9 protein-coding genes are annotated in these 18,070 nt (G+C 72.9%); all 9 read right to left on the bottom strand.

Features of this window, described 5'->3' with window-relative positions:
- Positions 1-3: 3 nt before the first annotated feature.
- From H9640_RS15930 to H9640_RS15890, 9 genes are read right to left on the bottom strand one after another with little or no spacing between them, the layout of a single operon-like run.
- A complete protein-coding gene (locus H9640_RS15930; protein ID WP_191791751.1) occupies positions 4-702 on the bottom strand; it encodes an FHA domain-containing protein in 699 nt (232 codons plus the stop codon).
- A complete protein-coding gene (locus tag H9640_RS15925) occupies positions 699-2,471 on the bottom strand; it encodes a serine/threonine-protein kinase (protein WP_191791750.1) in 1,773 nt (590 codons plus the stop codon). Before H9640_RS15925 ends, H9640_RS15930 begins: the two co-directional genes overlap by 4 nt.
- Entirely contained in the window at positions 2,468-4,426 is a 1,959-nt protein-coding gene (locus H9640_RS19310) for an FHA domain-containing protein (protein ID WP_318243803.1), read from the bottom strand. The genes H9640_RS15925 and H9640_RS19310 overlap by 4 nt, the downstream gene beginning before the upstream one ends.
- Entirely contained in the window at positions 4,423-5,265 is an 843-nt protein-coding gene (locus tag H9640_RS15915) for a PP2C family protein-serine/threonine phosphatase (RefSeq protein ID WP_191791749.1), read from the bottom strand. Before H9640_RS15915 ends, H9640_RS19310 begins: the two co-directional genes overlap by 4 nt.
- On the bottom strand, positions 5,262-6,752 hold the full coding sequence (locus H9640_RS15910; protein ID WP_191791748.1) for an RDD family protein: 1,491 nt from the start codon (positions 6,750-6,752) through the stop codon (positions 5,262-5,264). The genes H9640_RS15915 and H9640_RS15910 overlap by 4 nt, the downstream gene beginning before the upstream one ends.
- Positions 6,752-9,256 carry a transglutaminase-like domain-containing protein gene (locus tag H9640_RS15905; protein WP_191791747.1) on the bottom strand — a complete coding sequence of 835 codons (2,505 nt, stop codon included), beginning with the start codon at positions 9,254-9,256 and terminating at the stop codon, positions 6,752-6,754. Before H9640_RS15905 ends, H9640_RS15910 begins: the two co-directional genes overlap by 1 nt.
- Positions 9,256-10,752: a DUF58 domain-containing protein gene (locus H9640_RS15900; RefSeq protein ID WP_191791746.1), complete on the bottom strand. Its 1,497-nt coding sequence runs from the start codon at positions 10,750-10,752 to the stop codon at positions 9,256-9,258. The genes H9640_RS15905 and H9640_RS15900 overlap by 1 nt, the downstream gene beginning before the upstream one ends.
- 4 nt (positions 10,753-10,756) lie before the next feature.
- On the bottom strand, positions 10,757-11,731 hold the full coding sequence (locus tag H9640_RS15895) for an AAA family ATPase (RefSeq protein ID WP_191791745.1): 975 nt from the start codon (positions 11,729-11,731) through the stop codon (positions 10,757-10,759).
- Between the two features lie 58 nt (positions 11,732-11,789).
- Positions 11,790-17,852 carry an Ig-like domain-containing protein gene (locus H9640_RS15890; protein ID WP_191791744.1) on the bottom strand — a complete coding sequence of 2,021 codons (6,063 nt, stop codon included), beginning with the start codon at positions 17,850-17,852 and terminating at the stop codon, positions 11,790-11,792.
- Positions 17,853-18,070 lie beyond the last annotated feature (218 nt).

The raw sequence follows: 18,070 nt of genomic DNA, 5'->3' as shown, positions 1-18,070 counted from the left end.
GGTTCAGGAGCTCTCGTCCACCAGGTCGAGCAGGGGCAGGTCCTCGGTCGTCACGAGGCGTGAGGCCACCGCGTACTCCACGAGCCGTGCACGACGGTTCGTGGCGAGCGCCCCGACTCCCCCGCGCAACCCCTTGACGCCGATGCGGTCCAGCCGCTCGCACACGTTGTCGAGCTTGCGGTTGAAGCGGGTCGTGGCCCAGCCGAGGCGGCGTGCGGCGTCGGCGGAGGTCGGGATCTCGGAGAGCCCGGTCCCGTCCCGGCGCAGCACGGGCTCGGCGAGCGCCAGGATGAGCTGCTTCTGGGTGATCGTGAACGGGATGGCCCCGATCGTGGTCGCGCCGTCGGACGGCTCCTCGGAGCGGATCTCCTGGTAGGGCGCCCCCTGGAGCTGGACCAGCAGCTCGTAGGTGGTCGGCCCGGCCGTGAAGACGACCGACATGGACGGGAACACGAGCGGCAGGCGGTTGCCGGGCGACAGCCACGACTGGACGCCGCCGCCGGCGTCGCAGACGGTCGCCGAGATCAGCGAGCCGACGTTCGCCAGCCACCAGATGCCGTTCTCGTGCGAGATGCGAAGAAAGTGCCGGTGCAGGTACGGGTTGTCCTCGATCTCGAGGTCGCCGTCGCGCCCGATGTCGAACGTCCCGCCGGGGACGGGGCGGAACCACTCTCCGCAGAACTCGATCGCGAGGTCGCTCATGGGGTCACGCATTCCTTCACCGGGACGGACGGCTTACCGTCCCGGACGGTACGGATCTCGACGCAGACGGTCTCGTTGGCCCCCGCGGGGACCGCCACTGACAGTCCTCCCGGGGGCGCCGGGGCCGGCGAGGTCTCCTTGGTCGGGTCGATGTGCTGCCACACGTAGGTGTCGCCGATCAGGACGCCCTCGGGGGCGGACCAGGTGAACAGAGCGCTCCCGTTCGCGGCGTCGTACTGCGCCTGCAGGTCCTCGGGGGGCGGGACCAGGTCGCCGAGGTTGTCGTAGGGCACGTCGGCCGGCTCGTCCGCCGAGGTCGTGCCGCCCCCCGTGTCCGTGTCGGTCGCGGTCCCGTCGGGCAGGAGCGCGTAGATCCCGACCGCCACGAGCACGAGCACCCCGGCGCCCGCCAGGAACGGCCAGAGGGCACGCCGCGGCCGCGGTCCTGCCTGCTCGGGCTCGGGCGAGGAGCCCGGGGCGCGGTGCACGGTGTCGTCGGTCGGCGGCCCCCACACGGCGGTCCCGGTCGCGGCGGTCCCCGGGCCGGGCGCGGGGCGCGGCGGGACGTACCCGGTGCCCGACGCCGGAGCCTGGGCCGGGCGCGCGGGTGCGGGCGCGTAGTACGCGACCTGGGCGGGCGTCCCTGCCCCGGGCTGCGCGGCGTAGGCACCGGGCACCTCGGGAGCGTGCGGAGCAGGAGCGTGCGCCGCAGGAGCGGAACCGCCCGTCGCCGCTCCGACGGGCACGTGCCGCTGGACCGGCGCGGTACCGCTCGTCGTCGACGGCGCGCCGGTCGGGTAGGTGCCGCCGGCACCTCCTCCGCGGGGGTCGATCGAGACGACCGCGCGCAGCCGCGTACCGCCGTCGTCGTCGGCCTCTTCCTCCTGCGTGATCCCCGTGTCGGCGAGCACGTCGATGGGGGTGACGGCGAGCGAGAGCTCGTTCTGTACCTGCTGGAGGGCTCGCGCGAAAGCGAGCATCGTCGGATACCGCGAGGCCGGGTTCTTGGCCATGGCGGTCCCGAGCACGCGCTCGAGCGACGGCGGCACGTCGGTACGTCCGGTCGGGGCCAGCGGCGTCGACTCGATGCGCGTGATGAGGCTCGCGCTCGAGTTGGACCCTCCTGGCAGCTCGAACGGCGCCCGCCCGGCCAGCAGGGTGTACGTCGTGGCGGCGAGCGCCCAGACGTCCGTCTCCTTGCCTGCCCACGGGTCCTCGGCGAAGGACTCCGGGGGCGACCACGGGATCGACATGCCCTCGGCCCGGGAGGCGTCGTCCATGGTCGAGGAGATGCCGAAGTCCGTGAGCGCGGGGTGGCCGTACTCGGTCACGAGGATGTTCGCCGGCTTGATGTCCCGGTGCAGGATCCCCGCCCGGTGCGCGGTCTCGACCGCTCCCGCGATCTGCACGGCGATGCGCAGCGCCTCGGCGACGCTCAGCCGCTCGGACCGGTAGCGGGCCCCCAGGTTGGGCCGCGAGCAGTACTCCATGGCGAGGTAGGGGCGCCCGTCGGACGTCACGTTCGCCTCGTACATGGTCACGATCGACGGGTGGGTCGAGAGGGTCGCCATGAGGTCGGCCTCGATGTCGAACGCGGCGCGCTGCGACTCGCTCGACCACTCGTGCAGCAGGACCTTGATCGCCACCCGGCGACGGGGGCGCTGCTGCTGGTAGAGGAAGACGTCGGAGAACCCGCCCGAACCGACGACCGACACGTACTCGTAGCCGTCGATCAGCGGGGGCGGCGACGGGGCACGCTTGCTGCTCATAGCAACCCTTCGAAGGTGAACGTCACGCCGTCACCCACGTCGACGACGTCGTGCGACCCGACCATCGCGGGCTCCCCCGGGTGCAGGCGCCGAGGCGGCTGACCAGGGCGCAGGAGCGTGGTGCCGTTGGTCGTGTTGAGGTCGCACACCAGCACGTGCCACCCCTCGAGCTGGATCTCGACGTGAGAGCGCGAGATGTCCTGCTCCGGGCTCGGCACCGCGACCAGGCGCGGCAGGTCGTTGCTCTGCGCTCGCGTCGTGCGGGGGCGGCGTCCGAGCACCACCGGGCGGTCGAGCTCCACGACCTGCCCGTTGGAGAGCGTGAACCGGCCCAGCGAGGGCCGGGTCACGAGGTGGGCGTCCCCCACCAGGACGTGTGCGCAGCTCCCGCAGGTGTCCCGCGACGGAGGGTTCGCGTGACCGTCCACGCACACGCGGGCCAGGATCTGCTGGGAGCCCGGAGGTGCGGGCGGCGCGAAGGTCGGGCCTGCGGCCGAGGCCCGGCCGTCGACCGGTGCGGGACCTGGCGCCGGGACGCCGGTCGGGAGCGGCACACCGCCGAGCGGCACGGCCGCTCCGGGCTGCACGGGAGGTGCGGGCGGCACGGGAGGTGCGGGCGGCGCAGGGACGGCGATGCCCGCACCGGCTCCGGACACCTGGGCGCGGAGGTCGGCGATGACCGAGGAGAAGACGGTGTGCCCGTCGTGGTCGTCCCCCGCCAGGTCTTCTCCGACCGCCACCTCGTGCCCGGTCGTCGAGTGGCCGCCGGCGGGCGCGAGGTCCACCGGGGGGCCCGGTCGCCGGGCCTGGTCGCCCGTGACCGTGGCGGCGCGCACCGACGCGGCGGGCGTCGACCCGGTCCACTCCCGAGGGATGCCGTCGATCATGCTCGCAACAGGCTCGGGCGTCGCAGCGGGCGGCACGGGGGTCGCGTTCTCGACCGACGCCACGGAGACGGGGGTGGGGACGGGAGGCACGTCGTCCTGCTCGTCCTCCTCGTCGATGCGGATCGCGGCGTCCTCGACGGTCCGCAGGACGGTGGACTCCCACAGGTGCCCGTAGCCGTCGTCGACGGCCGCCACCGCGTCGTCGAGGTCGTCGAGGTCGTCGACCGGAGGGACGACCGTGAGCTCGGGCGCGATCGTCTCCATCGAGACGATCGTCTCGGCCGACCGTTCGTCGACCGGCGAGCGGGTCGGCACGACCTCGTCGTCCGGCGCGGCGTCGAGGCCCGGTACTGCTGCGACCAGGGCGACCGGGGCGGCGTCGTCGTCGGGCCCGACGGCGACGGCGGCCAGGCTCGGTACCGCGACGAGGGGTGGTTCCAGGTCGTCGTCCTCGGCCAACGCCGCGCTCCCCACCAGGACCGGCTCGAACGCGGACGCCGGGCGCGCAGCAGGGGCGACGGGGGGCTCGGCGGTCGCCTGCCCGGTGTGCTCCGCACGAGGGGTGGCCGCGGGCACGGCGGACGTCCCGACGAGGTGCCGGACGATCCGCGACGCCAGCACCACGCCCTCGTGGAGCGGCAGGCCGACGAGCGCCACCTGTCCAGGACCCGCCTCCAGGGCCGGGGCGTCCTCGACCCCGAGCTGGACGGAGACCTCCTCGACGTCGTCCACGAGACGCTCGGACCAGGTGGTCACGTCGTCGCCGTCCACGTGGACCCGGGACGAGGACGTGCTGAGCGTGACGGAGACCGCGCCACGGACGGCGACCTGGGCGCGTCGCCCCGACACGACCGCGACGGCGAACGGCGGCATGGTCCGCAAGGTCGCCCCGAGGACCACGGTCAGGAGCTGGATGACCTCGATGACCTCGACGTCGGCGTCTCCTGCCGCGTCGAGGCCGTCCCACAGGCGTCCGACCAGCTCGCTCGTCGCTCCCTCCGGGAGGACGACGATCGCACCACCCCGGACGAACCCGAACGCGCTCCCGGTGTCGTAGCGCAGTCTCACGACCTCTCCCCCATCTGCAGGCGAATCTCTCGCGGCAAGGTGTCCTCGTCGGCATACCCGAGGTTCTCGCGGGGGGCCGTGGAGCCGTCGTCGGTGTCCCCCCACGCCCCGGTCGCGTCGACGACGACGACAGTGATGTTATCCCGCCCTCCGGCGACGATGGCCTCGTTGACCAGACGGTCGGCTGCGGCCTGGGGGTCCGGCTGTGCGAGCAGGATCTCCGTGATCCGTTCGTCCGAGAGCTCGCCCGTCAGGCCGTCGGAGCACACGAGCATCCGGTCCCGCGCAGCGATGGGCACCCAGCAGAAGTCCGGCTCGGGCGGGAGCGAGGCCCCGACGGCGCGCGTGACGACGTGGCGTCGCGGGTGGGTCAGCGCCTCGGTCGCCGTGAGCATCCCCGCGTCCACCATCTCCTGGACCTCCGAGTGGTCCACGCTCAGCTGCTCGAGCACCCCGTGCGACATCTGGTAGGTCCGCGAGTCGCCGATGTTGACCACGAGCCAGTAGGGCATGCCCTCCATCTGGGCCACGACGACGCCGGTCACGGTCGTCCCGGCGCCGCGGCCGGGCTCGGTGCTGATGGCGCGGACGTCGTCCTGCGCCACGACGAGCCGGTCACGCACGTCCTCGGGTGAGACCGTGGCCAGCGCGCCGAGCGGGCGGAGGGCGTCGATGGTCGCGGAGCTCGCGACCTCGCCGGCGTCGTGCCCGCCCATGCCGTCGGCGACGAAGAAGACCGAACGGTCGGCGAGGAACCTGTCCTCGTTGAGGAGCCGTCGCGCCCCCCGGTGCGAGCTTGCGCCCCAGACGAGGCTCACCCCGGCGGGCCATCCGCTCATGCGACAGGTCCCGGGTGGACGACGATGCGCCGGTCCCCGACGGTGATCACCGAGCCGACGGGCACGGGCACGCGCACGCCCGGGTCGAGCGCCACCGGCGCCCCGCCGGGCGGCAGGAGGACGGTCCCGTTCGTCGACCCACGGTCCTGCACCCACAGGCCGCCGGCGTCGAAACCCAGCTCGGCGTGCGTCTTGGAGACGGACCGCGTCGGGTCCTCGACCCGGACGAGAGTCGTGGCCTCGGCCCCCGTCGCCTGGGGGTTGCGTCCGACGAGCGCGGGTCCGGAGAGGGGGACCCGCTGTCCGGACTCGAGCTCGAGCACCGCCCCGGGCGTGGGGGCCGCCTCGTGCGCCTCGCGCCGGATCTCCCGGGCGCTCAGACGCGTCGAGTCCCAGTCGGGTTCCTCGTAGGCAGGTGCCGGTGTCGCCGTGGTCGCAGGGCCCCCGAGGGGAACGGGGCCCGGCTGCGGCGCGACCGGTGCGGGGCCCGGCTGCGGGACGGCGCCTGGCACACCCGTGATCAGCCCGTCCGCGGGCACGAGCGAGGGCTGCTGCGGCTGCTGCGGGAAGGCCCACGGGTCACCGACGGGAGCGGGCCCGGCCCCCGGGGCCGGGCTCGCTGGCTGCGCGGCGAACGCCCCGGTGACGGGCACGTGTCCCGACGCCGAGGAGCCGCCGTACCCGCTCGGGTTCGCCGCGACCGGCTGGGTGCTCGGCTTCCCGACGACGCCGACCGTGGCGCTCCCGTCCTGGAGTCCGCGGACGTCGAGCACGAGCGCCTTGGCTGCCTTGTCCTGCCATCCCTGGTTCCGTCCCGAGCCGTCGAAGGCCGGGGAGAGGACGACGAGCAGCTCGCCGATGCCCAGGGCGAGGGCCCCGAGGAAGGTGATGATCCAGCGCAGCGCCGCCCGCCCGAAGCCCAGGGGCGACCGGTCCTCGGCCCGGACGGACCGGACACCCGTCGCGAGGTTGCCGAGCGTCCGGCCGGTGCTTCCCTCCCAGACCCAGATACCGACCCAGGACGCGAGGGACACCGCTCCGGCTACCGCGTACACGAACAGCAGTCGGCCGAGCAGCGCCTGCGCGTCGGCCTGGGTCGTGACCGAGGCCAGCGCGGTCGCAGACACCCCGGCCACCGCGCCGCCGCCGAGCAGGACGGCCGCGAAGACCACGGAGACCGCGGCGACGTCGACCAGGAACGCGAGGAACCTGCGTCCTGTGCCGGCCACCGGCGCCCCGTCGAGCCCTGCCCGGGGCGCGGCGGCGTCCGTCCGTCGCAGGAACGGCACCGCGCGCTGGGTCGCCGCAGCGACGTCGCGCTCGGTCGTGACCGCGATCGACGGCTCGCGGCCCGACGACGGCGCGTCGCCGACGGGTGCTCCGTACGGCACCGCGGTGCTGGGCATCTTCGTCCCGCAGACCGCGCAGAACGACGAACCCGCCGGCTGCGCCGTCCCGCAGGCGCTGCAGCTCAGCTGCTCGGACATCAGGACTCCCCTGGCTTCGGGCCGGAACCGGTCGGTGGTCTCTTCACGGTCCGGACGGACGGTCGGGCCGACCGGCGCAGCGCCGGGACCCAGGAGGGGACCCATGCCGGTCGAGCACCCCGCAGGGATCGTAGCGACACCGCTGCACGCAGACGTTGTCCGCGCGGCCTCGTGGAGCGCATGCCCACCAGGACCGAGTCCACCTCGCTCCAGAAGGCGTCGACCTCCTGGGGGCTCGGGTCCCCGGTGCCGAACACCGTCGCGTCGGCCGAGCGTGCGAGGGTCACGGTGGGCGCCGCCGCCACGGGGAACGCCTCGGCGAGCGTGCCTGCGCCCTCGCGGCGGGTCGCGCCCGCGGGGACGGGAGCACCCAGGTCCGTGGCGGCGTCGAGCACCTCGCGCCAGCCACCGCTGATGCGGTCGACGGGCCTGTCGGCCGACCTGCGCCTCTTGCGGCGCTGCGACTTGAGCAGCAGGACCAGGAGCAGGGGCAGCGCGAGGACGAGCAGCGGGACGGCCACCGTGACGGCGACCAGGGCTGCCCGTCCCCAGTCGAAGGCGTCCGACTCGGCGTCGTCCTTCTTCTCCTCGTCGTCGATCGTGCCTGCCTCCGCGTCCGCAGGCTCCTCGGGCGGCTCCGGGTCCTCGAGGACCGGCGGCTTGGGCACCTGGTCGCTCTTGGGCTCGGGCTCGATCTTGTTGTCCTCCTCGGGGATGGCGTCGATCGGCACCCAGCCGTAGCCCGCGAACGGGACCTCGACCCACGCGTGCACGTCTGCCCCCGTCGCGACGAACGGCGTGCCCTCCTCCCAGACCTCCTGGTCCGGGTAGAAGCCCATGACGACGCGCGCGGGGATGCCCGCCGACTGCGCCATGAGGGCGAGGGCCACCGCGAACTGCTCGTCGTCGCCGACCATCTCGTCGGCCGCGAGCAGCGTGTCGATGCGCTCGGCCGAGTGGCCGGGACGCGAGGGGAGCTGGGTCTCGAGGCCGCTCGAGAAGATCCCGCTCGCCTCGAGCCCCGTCTCGAGGTTCTTGAGCTGGACGACCGGGTCGGTCTCCTCGGCCATGAACTGCGCGGCCTTGCCCCCGACCGAGTCCGGGACGTTGAGGGACCTCGGGAGCTTCGCGTCCAGGATGTGCGACGACTCCAGGTCCTCGGGAGAGGGCGTCGGCGCGACGATCGCGTCGAGCCGGAACGTGTCGCCGGGGCGCAGGCCCGCGGTCACGACCCCGGTGCCCGTCTCCGAGTTGTAGAAGGTGGTCCCCCGCAGCGCCTCGCTGCGGTCTCCCGTGTACTCGATGCCCGCGAGGGCGCCGACGTCGGGCAGCCAGACGCCCCGGTAGTCGCCGACGGTGATCGTCAGGTCGGTAGGCGTGCCCTTCGCGACCGTCGCGATCTGGTCGCCGGCGCGCGTGAAGACTCCCGAGCCCGCACCGCTCGAGACGTCGTAGACCACCCCGTTGTACGTGTCGAGGGTCGCGAGTCGTACACGGGCCCCGGCAGGGAGCCCGTCGACCGTGAACAGCTCGTCGTCCGTCATCTCCTTGGCGTACTTGCGGAAGGACGCGAGCGGGCTCACGTACTCGTGCAGGTCGAGCGGCGGGACGATCTGCTCTCGCAGGACCATCCGCTCGGTGTCCGGGGTCACGAGCGGGACGAGCAGGACCGCGGCCACCGCCCCGAGCGCGAGCATCGCCGCGCCGCCGCGCGCACGGTGCCAGCGCAGGCGCCGGGTCGCGACGACGCTCGCAGCCGTCAGGACCTGCCGCTCGCCGAGGCGCGCCTCGGTCGCGCGCCACGCGCCCCACAGGAGCCCGACGACGACCAGCACGAGTCCCTGGACCACGGGGAGCGCCGGGACGACGGTCCCCAGCAGGATCACGGCGACGAACACGACCACGACCGGGACGAGCGCCCACTGCCCGGCACGGACGCGCCAGGCGATCGTGCCGGCGACCAGCGACGCCAGGAAGAGCAGCAGGAAGGGCACGACGCCCAGCTCCGGGAAGGACTGGAGCGGCGGGACCGAGGTCACGCTCTCCTTCCAGCCGGTGACCGAGCCCAGCAGCAGGCCCCGGACGGTCTCGAGGGTCGGCAGGACCCCGGCGACCGTCGTGCCCGGCAGCGCGAACGGCCCACCGAGGACCACGTACGCGACCATGGCCACGGCGGTGACCGTGACGGTGCCCCAGCGTCGCCAGGCACCGAGCCACGCGACGCCCAGCCCCAGGCCCAGGCCACCGAGCGCGGGCAGGAGGTAGCCCGCCGAACCCCACGCCGGGCCGAAGCCGACCACGGCGGCCCCCAGCATCACGACGAGGGCGAGCGCGTCCACGGCCCCCGTCGCCCGCACCGCACGCGGCGCGTCGGCCCCGCGCAGGCGGGTCGAGGAGCGTGCGGTCGTCACGTTCGACCGCGTGCCGGTGCCGCCCGTGTGCCCGGGTTCCGTACCGGGACCGGTCGGCGGGGCCTGCCGGCCCCGCGTGTCGTTCTCGGTCATCAGTCGTTCAGCCTCCGCAGCGCGAGGGGGAGGTCGCCGAGCTCCCCGATGGTGAGCACGACGAGCTCGGCGATCCGGTGACGGCTGACCTTCGCCCCCGGGACGCACTGGATCGCCATGACCCGCACGTCCTGGGGAAGCCGGGCCGAGGCGGCGCGCAGCTCGGTGGGCGAGACCGAGCTCCCCACGACGAGCGCGACGACCGACGCGTCCGTGACGGCCGCACCGGCCACGCGCGCCAGGTCCACGAGGCTCGTGCGCAAGGACCTCGTCTCGACCCGAGCCAGGTCGTCGAGGAGCCGCACGCGGTTGTCCCCGCGCAGGCTGCCGTCGTTGACGAGGACGGTCAGACCGCGGTCCTCCTTGATGGCCTGGAGGCCGAGCGAGCCGCACGAGCTCACTGCGAGCTCGAACTCGTCCGGGTGGGCGTAGTCCTCGGCGCGGGTCGAGAGCACGACCGCGAGGTGCGACCGCCGCGTCTCCTCGAACTGCCGGACCATGAGCTGCCCCGTGCGGGCGGTGGTCTTCCAGTGGATGTGGCGACGGTCGTCGCCGGGGACGTAGTCGCGCAGCGCGTGGAACGACACGTCGGAGTTGGAGATGTCCTGGGTGACCCGGCCTTCGAGGTCGCGCAGGAAGCCCGTCGAGGAACCCGACAGGTTCTTGGTCCGCGGGTGCACGAACAGCTCCTCGGGGTCCGTCCAGACCACCTCGCGGCGCAGCAGGCCCAGGGGGTCGGCTCGCACCGACCGCACCGGGCCCACAGGGATGACCGAGCGCCGGTGGGTCGGGATCGTGAAGATCTCCTCGTGGCTCGCCCCCGGCCGCAGCCGCGGTACGGGGAACGACGCGACCCCCGCCCCGACGGGCAGCTCCATCACGGCGGGCAGCAGCGGTCGCTGAGACTCGTTGCTCACCTCGAGCGTGCCGACTGCCCGGTCCCCCACCGTGACGCGGCGCTGCCCCAGGTCGAGGTTCACGGTGTAGCGGAACGTCCCGCGGACGAACGCGATCGCACCGAGCATCGCCACGGTCGCCACGACCGCGACGGCGAGCAGCTCGACCCACGAGAAGGCCAGTCCGCTCCACCAGGCCGCGACGAGCCCCACGAGGACCGCCCAGCCGAAGGGGCTCACGACCGAGGCCACCACGGACAGGCCCTTCGTCGCCCACTCCGTCACCGGAGCGAGGAGCGAGCGCAGGCGTGCGCCCAGGCCCTCGTCCCCGCTCGTGCCCGACGGCGTCGCGAACCTCGGGCGCGCGGGTGCCGCCGAGCCGAGGGGCGAGGCGGCCGCCGCCGGAGAAGCCGTCGCCGTGCGCCGGCGTCCGAGGAGCCGTGACCGCGGCGGGCGTCCGGAAGGGGCGCCCGGCGCCTGGGCCGAGCCCTGGCCGGGGCGCGACGCCGCCCGGGACGCGTCGTCCTGGGGCGCGCCGCCCGGGCCGTTCGCGCCAGTCGGTCCGCCGTGCGCCGCGACGGGAGATTCGGTCGTGGTCATCGGGTCAGGCCGACCGGCGTTCCTGCGGTGCGGCGACGTCACCGAGGATGCGCGCGAGCACGCCGTCGTTGGTCGCACCGGCGAACTCGGCCTCGGGGTCGAGGACCAGGCGGTGTGCCCAGGCGGGCAGCGCGAGCTGCTTGACGTCGTCGGGCAGGACGTAGTTGCGTCCGTGCGCGGCGGCCCACACCTTGGCGCAGCGCACCAGGGCGAGCGCCCCTCGCACCGAGACGCCGACCCGGCACTCGGCCGCGTTGCGCGTCTCCTCGGCCAGGCGCGAGATGTACTCGAGCACCGCGCCGTCGACGTGGACGCCCGCGGCGAGGTCGGCCATCTCCGCGACGGCCTGCGTCGTGATGAGCGCCTGCAGGGTCGCGCTGCGGTCCCGCACCGAGGCGCCCTGGAGGATCTCGACCGTGGCCGCGTGGTCCGGGTAGCCGAGCGAGGTCTTCATGAGGAAGCGGTCGAGCTGTGCCTCCGGCAGGCGGTACGTGCCCGCCTGCTCGATCGGGTTCTGCGTCGCGATGACCATGAACGGGCGGCCGACCGAGTGCGTCACGCCGTCGACCGTGATCTGCCCCTCCTCCATGACCTCCAGGAGCGCGGACTGCGTCTTGGGCGACGCGCGGTTGATCTCGTCCGCGAGCACGATCGACGCGAAGATCGGGCCCTGGTGGAACTCGAACTTCGCCGTCTTCTGGTCGTAGATCGTCACACCAGTGACGTCGGACGGCAGCAGGTCCGGCGTGAACTGGATGCGGTTCTGGGTGCCCTGGACGCTCGCCGCGAGGGCGCGCGCGAGCGACGTCTTGCCCGTGCCCGGGGCGTCCTCGAGGAGGATGTGCCCCTCCGACAGCATGCAGGTCAGGACCAGGCGCACGACGTGCGCCTTGCCCAGGACGGCCTGGCCGACGTTGCCGACCAGGCGGTCGAAGGTCTGAGCGAACCAGGTGGCCTGCTCGGGGGTCATGGTGGTCATCAGGGGGTTCCTCGTCGTGTCGATCGTTCTGTCGGTAGGGCGTGGGCCGTGCTGCGGGTCACCAGATCGCCGCTCTCGAGTCGCCCCACACGTTCGTCTTGACCCAGATCGTGGTCCCGGCGTTCCCGTGGAAGCACCACATGGTCCCGGACCAGTTGCCGTCCCCGTCGGTCCGCTGCGAGGCGCCGTTCAGCGCGGTGCTCGAGAACCCGCCGGAGGTCGGGCTGAACGCGTGGTTGCCGCCGTAGCTCGACCAGCACTGGGTGCTGAAGGAGGTGTTCGGTTCCGCGTTGCGGATGTTCAGCACGAGGTAGGCGCACGCCGGGTCGCCGCACTGGGAGTTGTTGACCGAGCTGCCTCGTGAGGTCCAGATGTCGCGCGCGGGCTTGGCGTCCGAGGCCGCGGCCGCGCACCTCTGGGCCGTCTGCCCCTCGGTGTCCTTGACGGTGACGCAGATCTCCTTGGTGTCGGAGTAGCCCGCCGGGACGTTGACGTTCCCGCTCGCCGCCCCGCTCGAGACCGCTCCCGTGACCGAGGTCGTGTAGTCGCGACCGTTGCCCGAGGTGCTCCACGCGAAGCCGACGGTCTGGTTCCCACCGGAGGCGCTCACGTTCGGGGTGGGGATCGGGCCGTACGGGTTGGCGCTGGCCTTGTTCGAGGCGGCCCCGTCCCCCCGACCGCCGTCGGCCTTCACCACGGCGCGGACGAAGAAGTCGTAGCCGATCCCGTTCTTGAGACCGCTGACGACCTTGTTCGTTCCCAGGGCGGACCAGCTGGAGCCGTTGTGGCTCCACTCGTAGCTGATCTCCCCGTCCCTGGCGCCGGCCGCCGAGACGTTGCCGAACGCGAGCTGCACCGTGCCGTTGGCGCCCGTGGCCTTGGCCGTGAGCCCCGCGACGGCTCCGGGCGCGGCGAACGCGCGCTGCGGGTTCGACTCGGGGCTGAACTCCGCCTCGCCGAACTTCACCGTGGCCTTGTTGTGGGCCTTGACCCGGAACGTGTAGTCGGTGCTGTCGGCCGGCACGCCGATCGTGGCGGTCGTCGCCGTGGCAGAGGCCGTCGAGACGACCGCTCCCCCGCGCAGCGCCTCCACCGTGTACCCGCTGATCGGTCCACCGTTGGCGTCGGGCGCCGTCCAGGTGATCTTCATCTGCGACGTCGCACCCAGCGAGGTCCTGGCCGCGGAAGGCTTCGCGGGGGCGGCAGGCTTGCCCGCCGGGATCTCCGGACGCGAGGCTCCCGACCACTCCGACGGGTCAGGGGCCGCGTTGACCGCCTGGATCTCGAAGGTGTACGACCCACCGTTCTGCAACCCGGTCCACTCGTAGGTGGTCCCGGCGACGCAGGCCTTGTCGGCGCTCCCGCCCGGCCCGGAGATCCTGATGTTGACGCACGTGATCGGGGAGCGATCCGTGTAGGTCTCGTTGACCCACGCGAGCTTGATGGACTTGTCCCCGAAGTCGAGCGTGGGAGGTGCGGGCCGGTTCGGCTTCTCGTCCGGACGCGCCTCCGCGGAGGCCGGCGAGGCGTTCGAGTCGTTGACCTCGTTCGTGGCGACGACCGTGAACGTGTAGGTCACGTTGTTGGTCAGGCCGTCGATGGTGCACGTGGTCGTCCCGCACGTGCGCTCGTCCCCCGCCGACGAGCGCACGGTGTACGAGGTGATCTCCGCACCGTTGTTCGCGGGCGGGTCCCACGTGAGGACGACCGTCTTGGAACGCACCTCGACGACCCGTGGAGTCGACGGCGCGTCGGGACGCCCCTGGACGGTGACCTGGATCCTTCCCTCGACCTCGCGGTCGGGGTCACCGGTCGCGTCCTGGATGCGATAGCGCACGACCATGACTCCGAAGAACGTGTCGCTGGGTGTCACGACGACCTTGTCGCCCGAGATCTGGGCGGTGCCCGACCCCGTGTCGACCACCGGCACGCCGACGACCTTGAGCGGGGTCTCGGGGAACGGGTTCGAGTCGTTGGACAGGACGTCCACCGGGACGTCCTTGCCCTGGTGGGCCTTGTCGACCGTGTCCGCGTTGGCCTTGGCCAGCGGACGGGTCGACGCCACGACCTTGACCACGAGCTGCCCCTCGACCGGGGGGTGCTCGCCGTCGGTCACGCTGATCGGGACGTTGAGCACGGTGCCCTTGGGAATCGCCGGGGTGGCCTGGACGGTCGCGGTCGTGCCGCTGAACGAGAGCGAGAGACCGTCCGGCACGGCGCCGGCCTTGAAGGTGACCGGGTCGTCGTCCGGGTCGTCGACGAAGCGGGCGAGGTCGACGGTCGCCTCCTCCCCGGCGGCGACGTCCACGTTGGAGGCCGAGAGCACGGGCGGGAGGTTCTTCGGCGCGAGGACCACGACCGGCAGCGTGAGCAGGGCCTTGTGCCCGTCCGGGTCGTCGGGGCCGCTGCCGTCCGTGACCTCGAACGACACCGCGGCGTCGCCCGCGTAGTCCACCCGCGGGGTGTACGTCAGGTTCGTGGGGTCCGTGACCGCGACGGTGCCTTCGAGCGCCGACACCTTGGACTCCTCGGTCAGTCGCGGGGTGCGTCCTTCCAGGACGAGGACGTAGTCGGTGATGTCGATCGGGAGGGTCTCACCGGCATGCACCTCGAGCGGCGCGATCCCGGGCCGCAGCTGCGGGATCTGCTCGGTCAGGCCGGGCACCTTGACGAAGGCCTTCGACGTCAGCCCGTCGACGTCGGTCACGGTGTACGTGACGACCTGGCGCTCCTGCGTGAGGGGCACCGTCAGCACGCCGTCCTTGTCGACGCTCACACCGACGGCGTCGGTGGACACGGTGAGCTCGTCCCCGGACCCGTCGGGGTCGTCGTCGTTCTCCAGGACGGGCACGCTCACGCTGGTCTTGCCGAGGATCGAGTCGACCGGCACGGCGTCGTCGCGGGCGATGGGCGCCAGCAGCGGAGCCGCCTGGTCCACGTTCACCGTGACCGAGGCCGCGGCGCGGGCACCGTAGGCGTCCTCGATGCCGTAGTAGAAGGAGGTCGAGCCCGCCTCGGCAGGGCTGGTGATCACGATGCGGTCGCCCGCGACCTCCGCGTCGAGCTCCTCGGGCGCCTCGAGCCCGGCGGAGCGCAGGGCGATCTGGTCGCCGTCGGGGTCGGTGTCGTTGGCCAGCGCGGCGACGGAGACGGTCCGGCTCGGCCTGACGGTGACCTCGTCGTCGATCGCGACGGGCGGCTGGTTCGCCGAAGGCGGTCGGGAGATCCCGACCTGCGCCGTCCCGGTCGCGACCGCACCGCGCGCGTCCTGCACCGAGTAGGTGAACGAGTCGGAACCGGTCGCCTGGTCGGAGGCGTCGTAGACGAGGTACCCGTCCTCGACGTAGGCCCTGCCCTGGCTCGCCTGGGAGGCGATCCCGGTGAGCTGGACCGAGTCGCCGTCGGGGTCGATCCCGTCGAGCGGCACGACCGTGCGCACGCTCGCACCGGTCAGGACGCGCATCTGGACCGGCAGGGGCTGCGGCGGGGAGTTCTCCTCGCCGTCGCGGATGTGGATCGTGACCTGGGCCGAGTCCTCCTGGCCGTTCTTGTCCCGGACCCGGTAGATCGCGTACGCGGTGCCGGCCTCGGCCCCCGCCTTGAACCGCAGGTTCCCCTCGGACGCGAAGATCTCGCCCTGCTCGGGCGCGACCCCCTGCTCGAGCTCGTCCTGGAGGAACAGTTCGAGGCCGTCGGGGTGCGTGTCGTTCTTCAGGACCGGGATCGTGACCACGTCACCGACACGCACCGTGGCCTCGTCGGCCGCGGCGTTCGGCGGCTGGAGCTTGACGGGCGCCGGGACCGGGACGATCCGCACCTGACCGGTCGTGGACTGGTTTCCGTTGGACACCGTGTACTCGACCGTGACGGGCGCCTCGAGGCGACGGATCTCGGTGATCCGCAGCATCTGGTGGGCCAGGACGGCGACCGAGACGCCCGCGTCGTCGGGCACCCTGACCGACTGCACCACCAGGACCCCGCCTGCGGGGTCCGAGTCGTTGGCGAGCACGTCCACGAGGGTGCTCCCGCCCGAGGGCAGCAGAGCCGTGTCGGAGACCACGATGGGCGGGCCCTCGGCCGCGGAGGCCGGCAGGACATCGACGCGGACCAGGCCCGTCGTCGCGTTCGGACCGTCGGAGACCTGGTACGTCAGGTCGTAGGACCGGGGCTCGTTCGAGAGGAACTGGAACGTGCCCGCGTCGTAGTTCGGCGTGATCTGTGCGGGGGCGGACTCGGCGACCGTGGTCAGGCGCAGATCGTCCCCGTTGGCGTCGTAGTCGTTGCGCAGGGGTTCGACGGTCACGGGCTGACCGGCCGGGACGACCACGTGGTCGGCGACCGCCACCGGCGCGAGCTGGCCGGCGCCGGACACGTCGACGTGCAGGATGCCCTCGAAGACCTCGCCCTGCCCGTCGGCGACCATGATCTTGACGGTCTTGCGCCCCGTCGACGTGCCGCCGTCGCGGAACTCGACCGACCCGTCCGGCCGCGAGCGCACCTCGTCGCCGGCCGAGGTCGCCGACGCGGCCGCGAGGTAGAGGTCGTCACCGTCCGGGTCCCGGAAGAACGGGAGCACCTTGATCTGGGCCGACTTGCCCTGCTCGACGACCAGCACCGGCTCCCCCGTCTGCACGGGCGCCGCGTTCTCGCCCCACGGCGAGACCTGGAGCTGCACGCCGGCCTCTGCGACCCCGCCACGACCGTCGCTCACCGAGTACCGGAACGTCGAGTGCCCCTTCTGCGCGTCCGCGCCCACGACGGCCTGGAGGGCCGCACCCCCCAGCACCGACTGGATCTCGGCGCTGCCGGGCCCCTCGCCCGCGAGCGTCGCCGTCATGACGTCACCGTCGGGGTCGACGTCGTTGCCCAGCACGGGCAGGAGCGTGGTACGTCCGGGGCGGACGCCGAACACGTCGTCCTGGGGCTGCGGCGGCTGGTTGGGCTGGCTGCGGTCGAGGACGAACTGGTCGACCTGCTCCGGGGTCGTGAGCTCGGCGTCGGACTCCTCGCCCTCGGCCTGCTCCGGCAGGACCAGCTCCCAGTCCTCGACCTTCTCGTACTGGTCGGCGGCCATCCACAGCGTGCCGGCGGCCAGGTCGTTCAGCACGATCGCCTTGCGGTTGACCCGGTACTCGAGCCGCCCCTGGGGGTCCACGCCCTCCAGGCGCCGGTCGACGTCGTCGTCCGTCCCCTCGCAGTCACGGAGCACCTGACCGGTCTGCGACCAGGCACCGTAGGTGCACCCGCCGAGCTGCACGGGTGCCGACGGCGTCCCCGACGCGGCCCGCGTCACGGCCTTCCCACCGCCGAGTGGCTGCAGCACGAGCCCGGACGCGGTCGCGACCGCGACGTCGGGCGTTTTCGCACCCGGCTGCTGGAGCCGCGCGTCCGCGCCGTCCGCGAGGTCGACGGTCTCGCCCCCGGGCAGCACGAGCCGCGAGGACGTCCGGTCGAGCACCACTGCCTCGGCGCCGACGGTCGTGACCTCGACGTCGTCCCCGTCCTTGACCGGCACGCTCGTCGTCGTGACCTCCTGCGCCTCCCCGGCAGGCGACGTCACGACCTTGGTGAGCTTGCCCGTCGCCGGGACCACGACGTAGGCCGTGCCGTCCTGGGAGACCTGGACCTCACCGTCGCCACCGACCTCCGCGGTCGGCTCGGTCGACTCGGCGTCGAAGCCTGGCGCGGCCGAGAACGGCATGACCCACAGCAGGCCCTCCTTGCCGTCCAGGACCGCGACCGTGGAGCCTCCCATCGCGACCTGCGCACCGGTCGGAGGACGGACGGACCCGTCGAGCTTGAGCCGCGCCACGTCGACGGGGCTCACCGATCCCGCGCCGTCGTCGACCAGGAGCACCCTGCCGGCGTCCTGGAGCACGTCGAACGACGCCGAGCCCGCGAGCAGGGAGCCGTCGAGCGCCTGGGACTCGAAGTTGAACCGCCCCAGCGCACCTCCCGACGTCCGGGTGACCCACACGCCGGAGTCGTTCAGCTCGACGTCCGCGGTCGCCTGACCCTCGTAGGTCACCGCGAACGCGACCAGGAGCGTCGAGAAGATCGACACGGTGCCGACCGAGGCGACGGTGCGCCGCTTGTCGTAGAGCCGGGAAAGGAAGGTCACAGAGTCTCCGTGGGTGCGAGTGGTGCCACCGGTGTCCAGGGCCGTTCCTGCCAGGTGCCCCTACCCGTCGCGGGTTCGAGGATAGCGGCACGAGCGGGGTGCTCTGACATCCACTGGATGGGGAGAACTGCCCAGTTCTCAACTGGCAGTAGATTTCCCTGGGCATCTCCGCAGGCGGCAGCGCCCGACGTCGCGCTGCCGGACGTCGCGCCGGGGCC

Origin of the sequence: Oerskovia gallyi (assembly GCF_014836745.1) — a bacterium.
Classification (GTDB): domain Bacteria; phylum Actinomycetota; class Actinomycetes; order Actinomycetales; family Cellulomonadaceae; genus Oerskovia; species Oerskovia paurometabola.
This window is presented reverse-complemented; position numbering and strand designations above follow the sequence as displayed.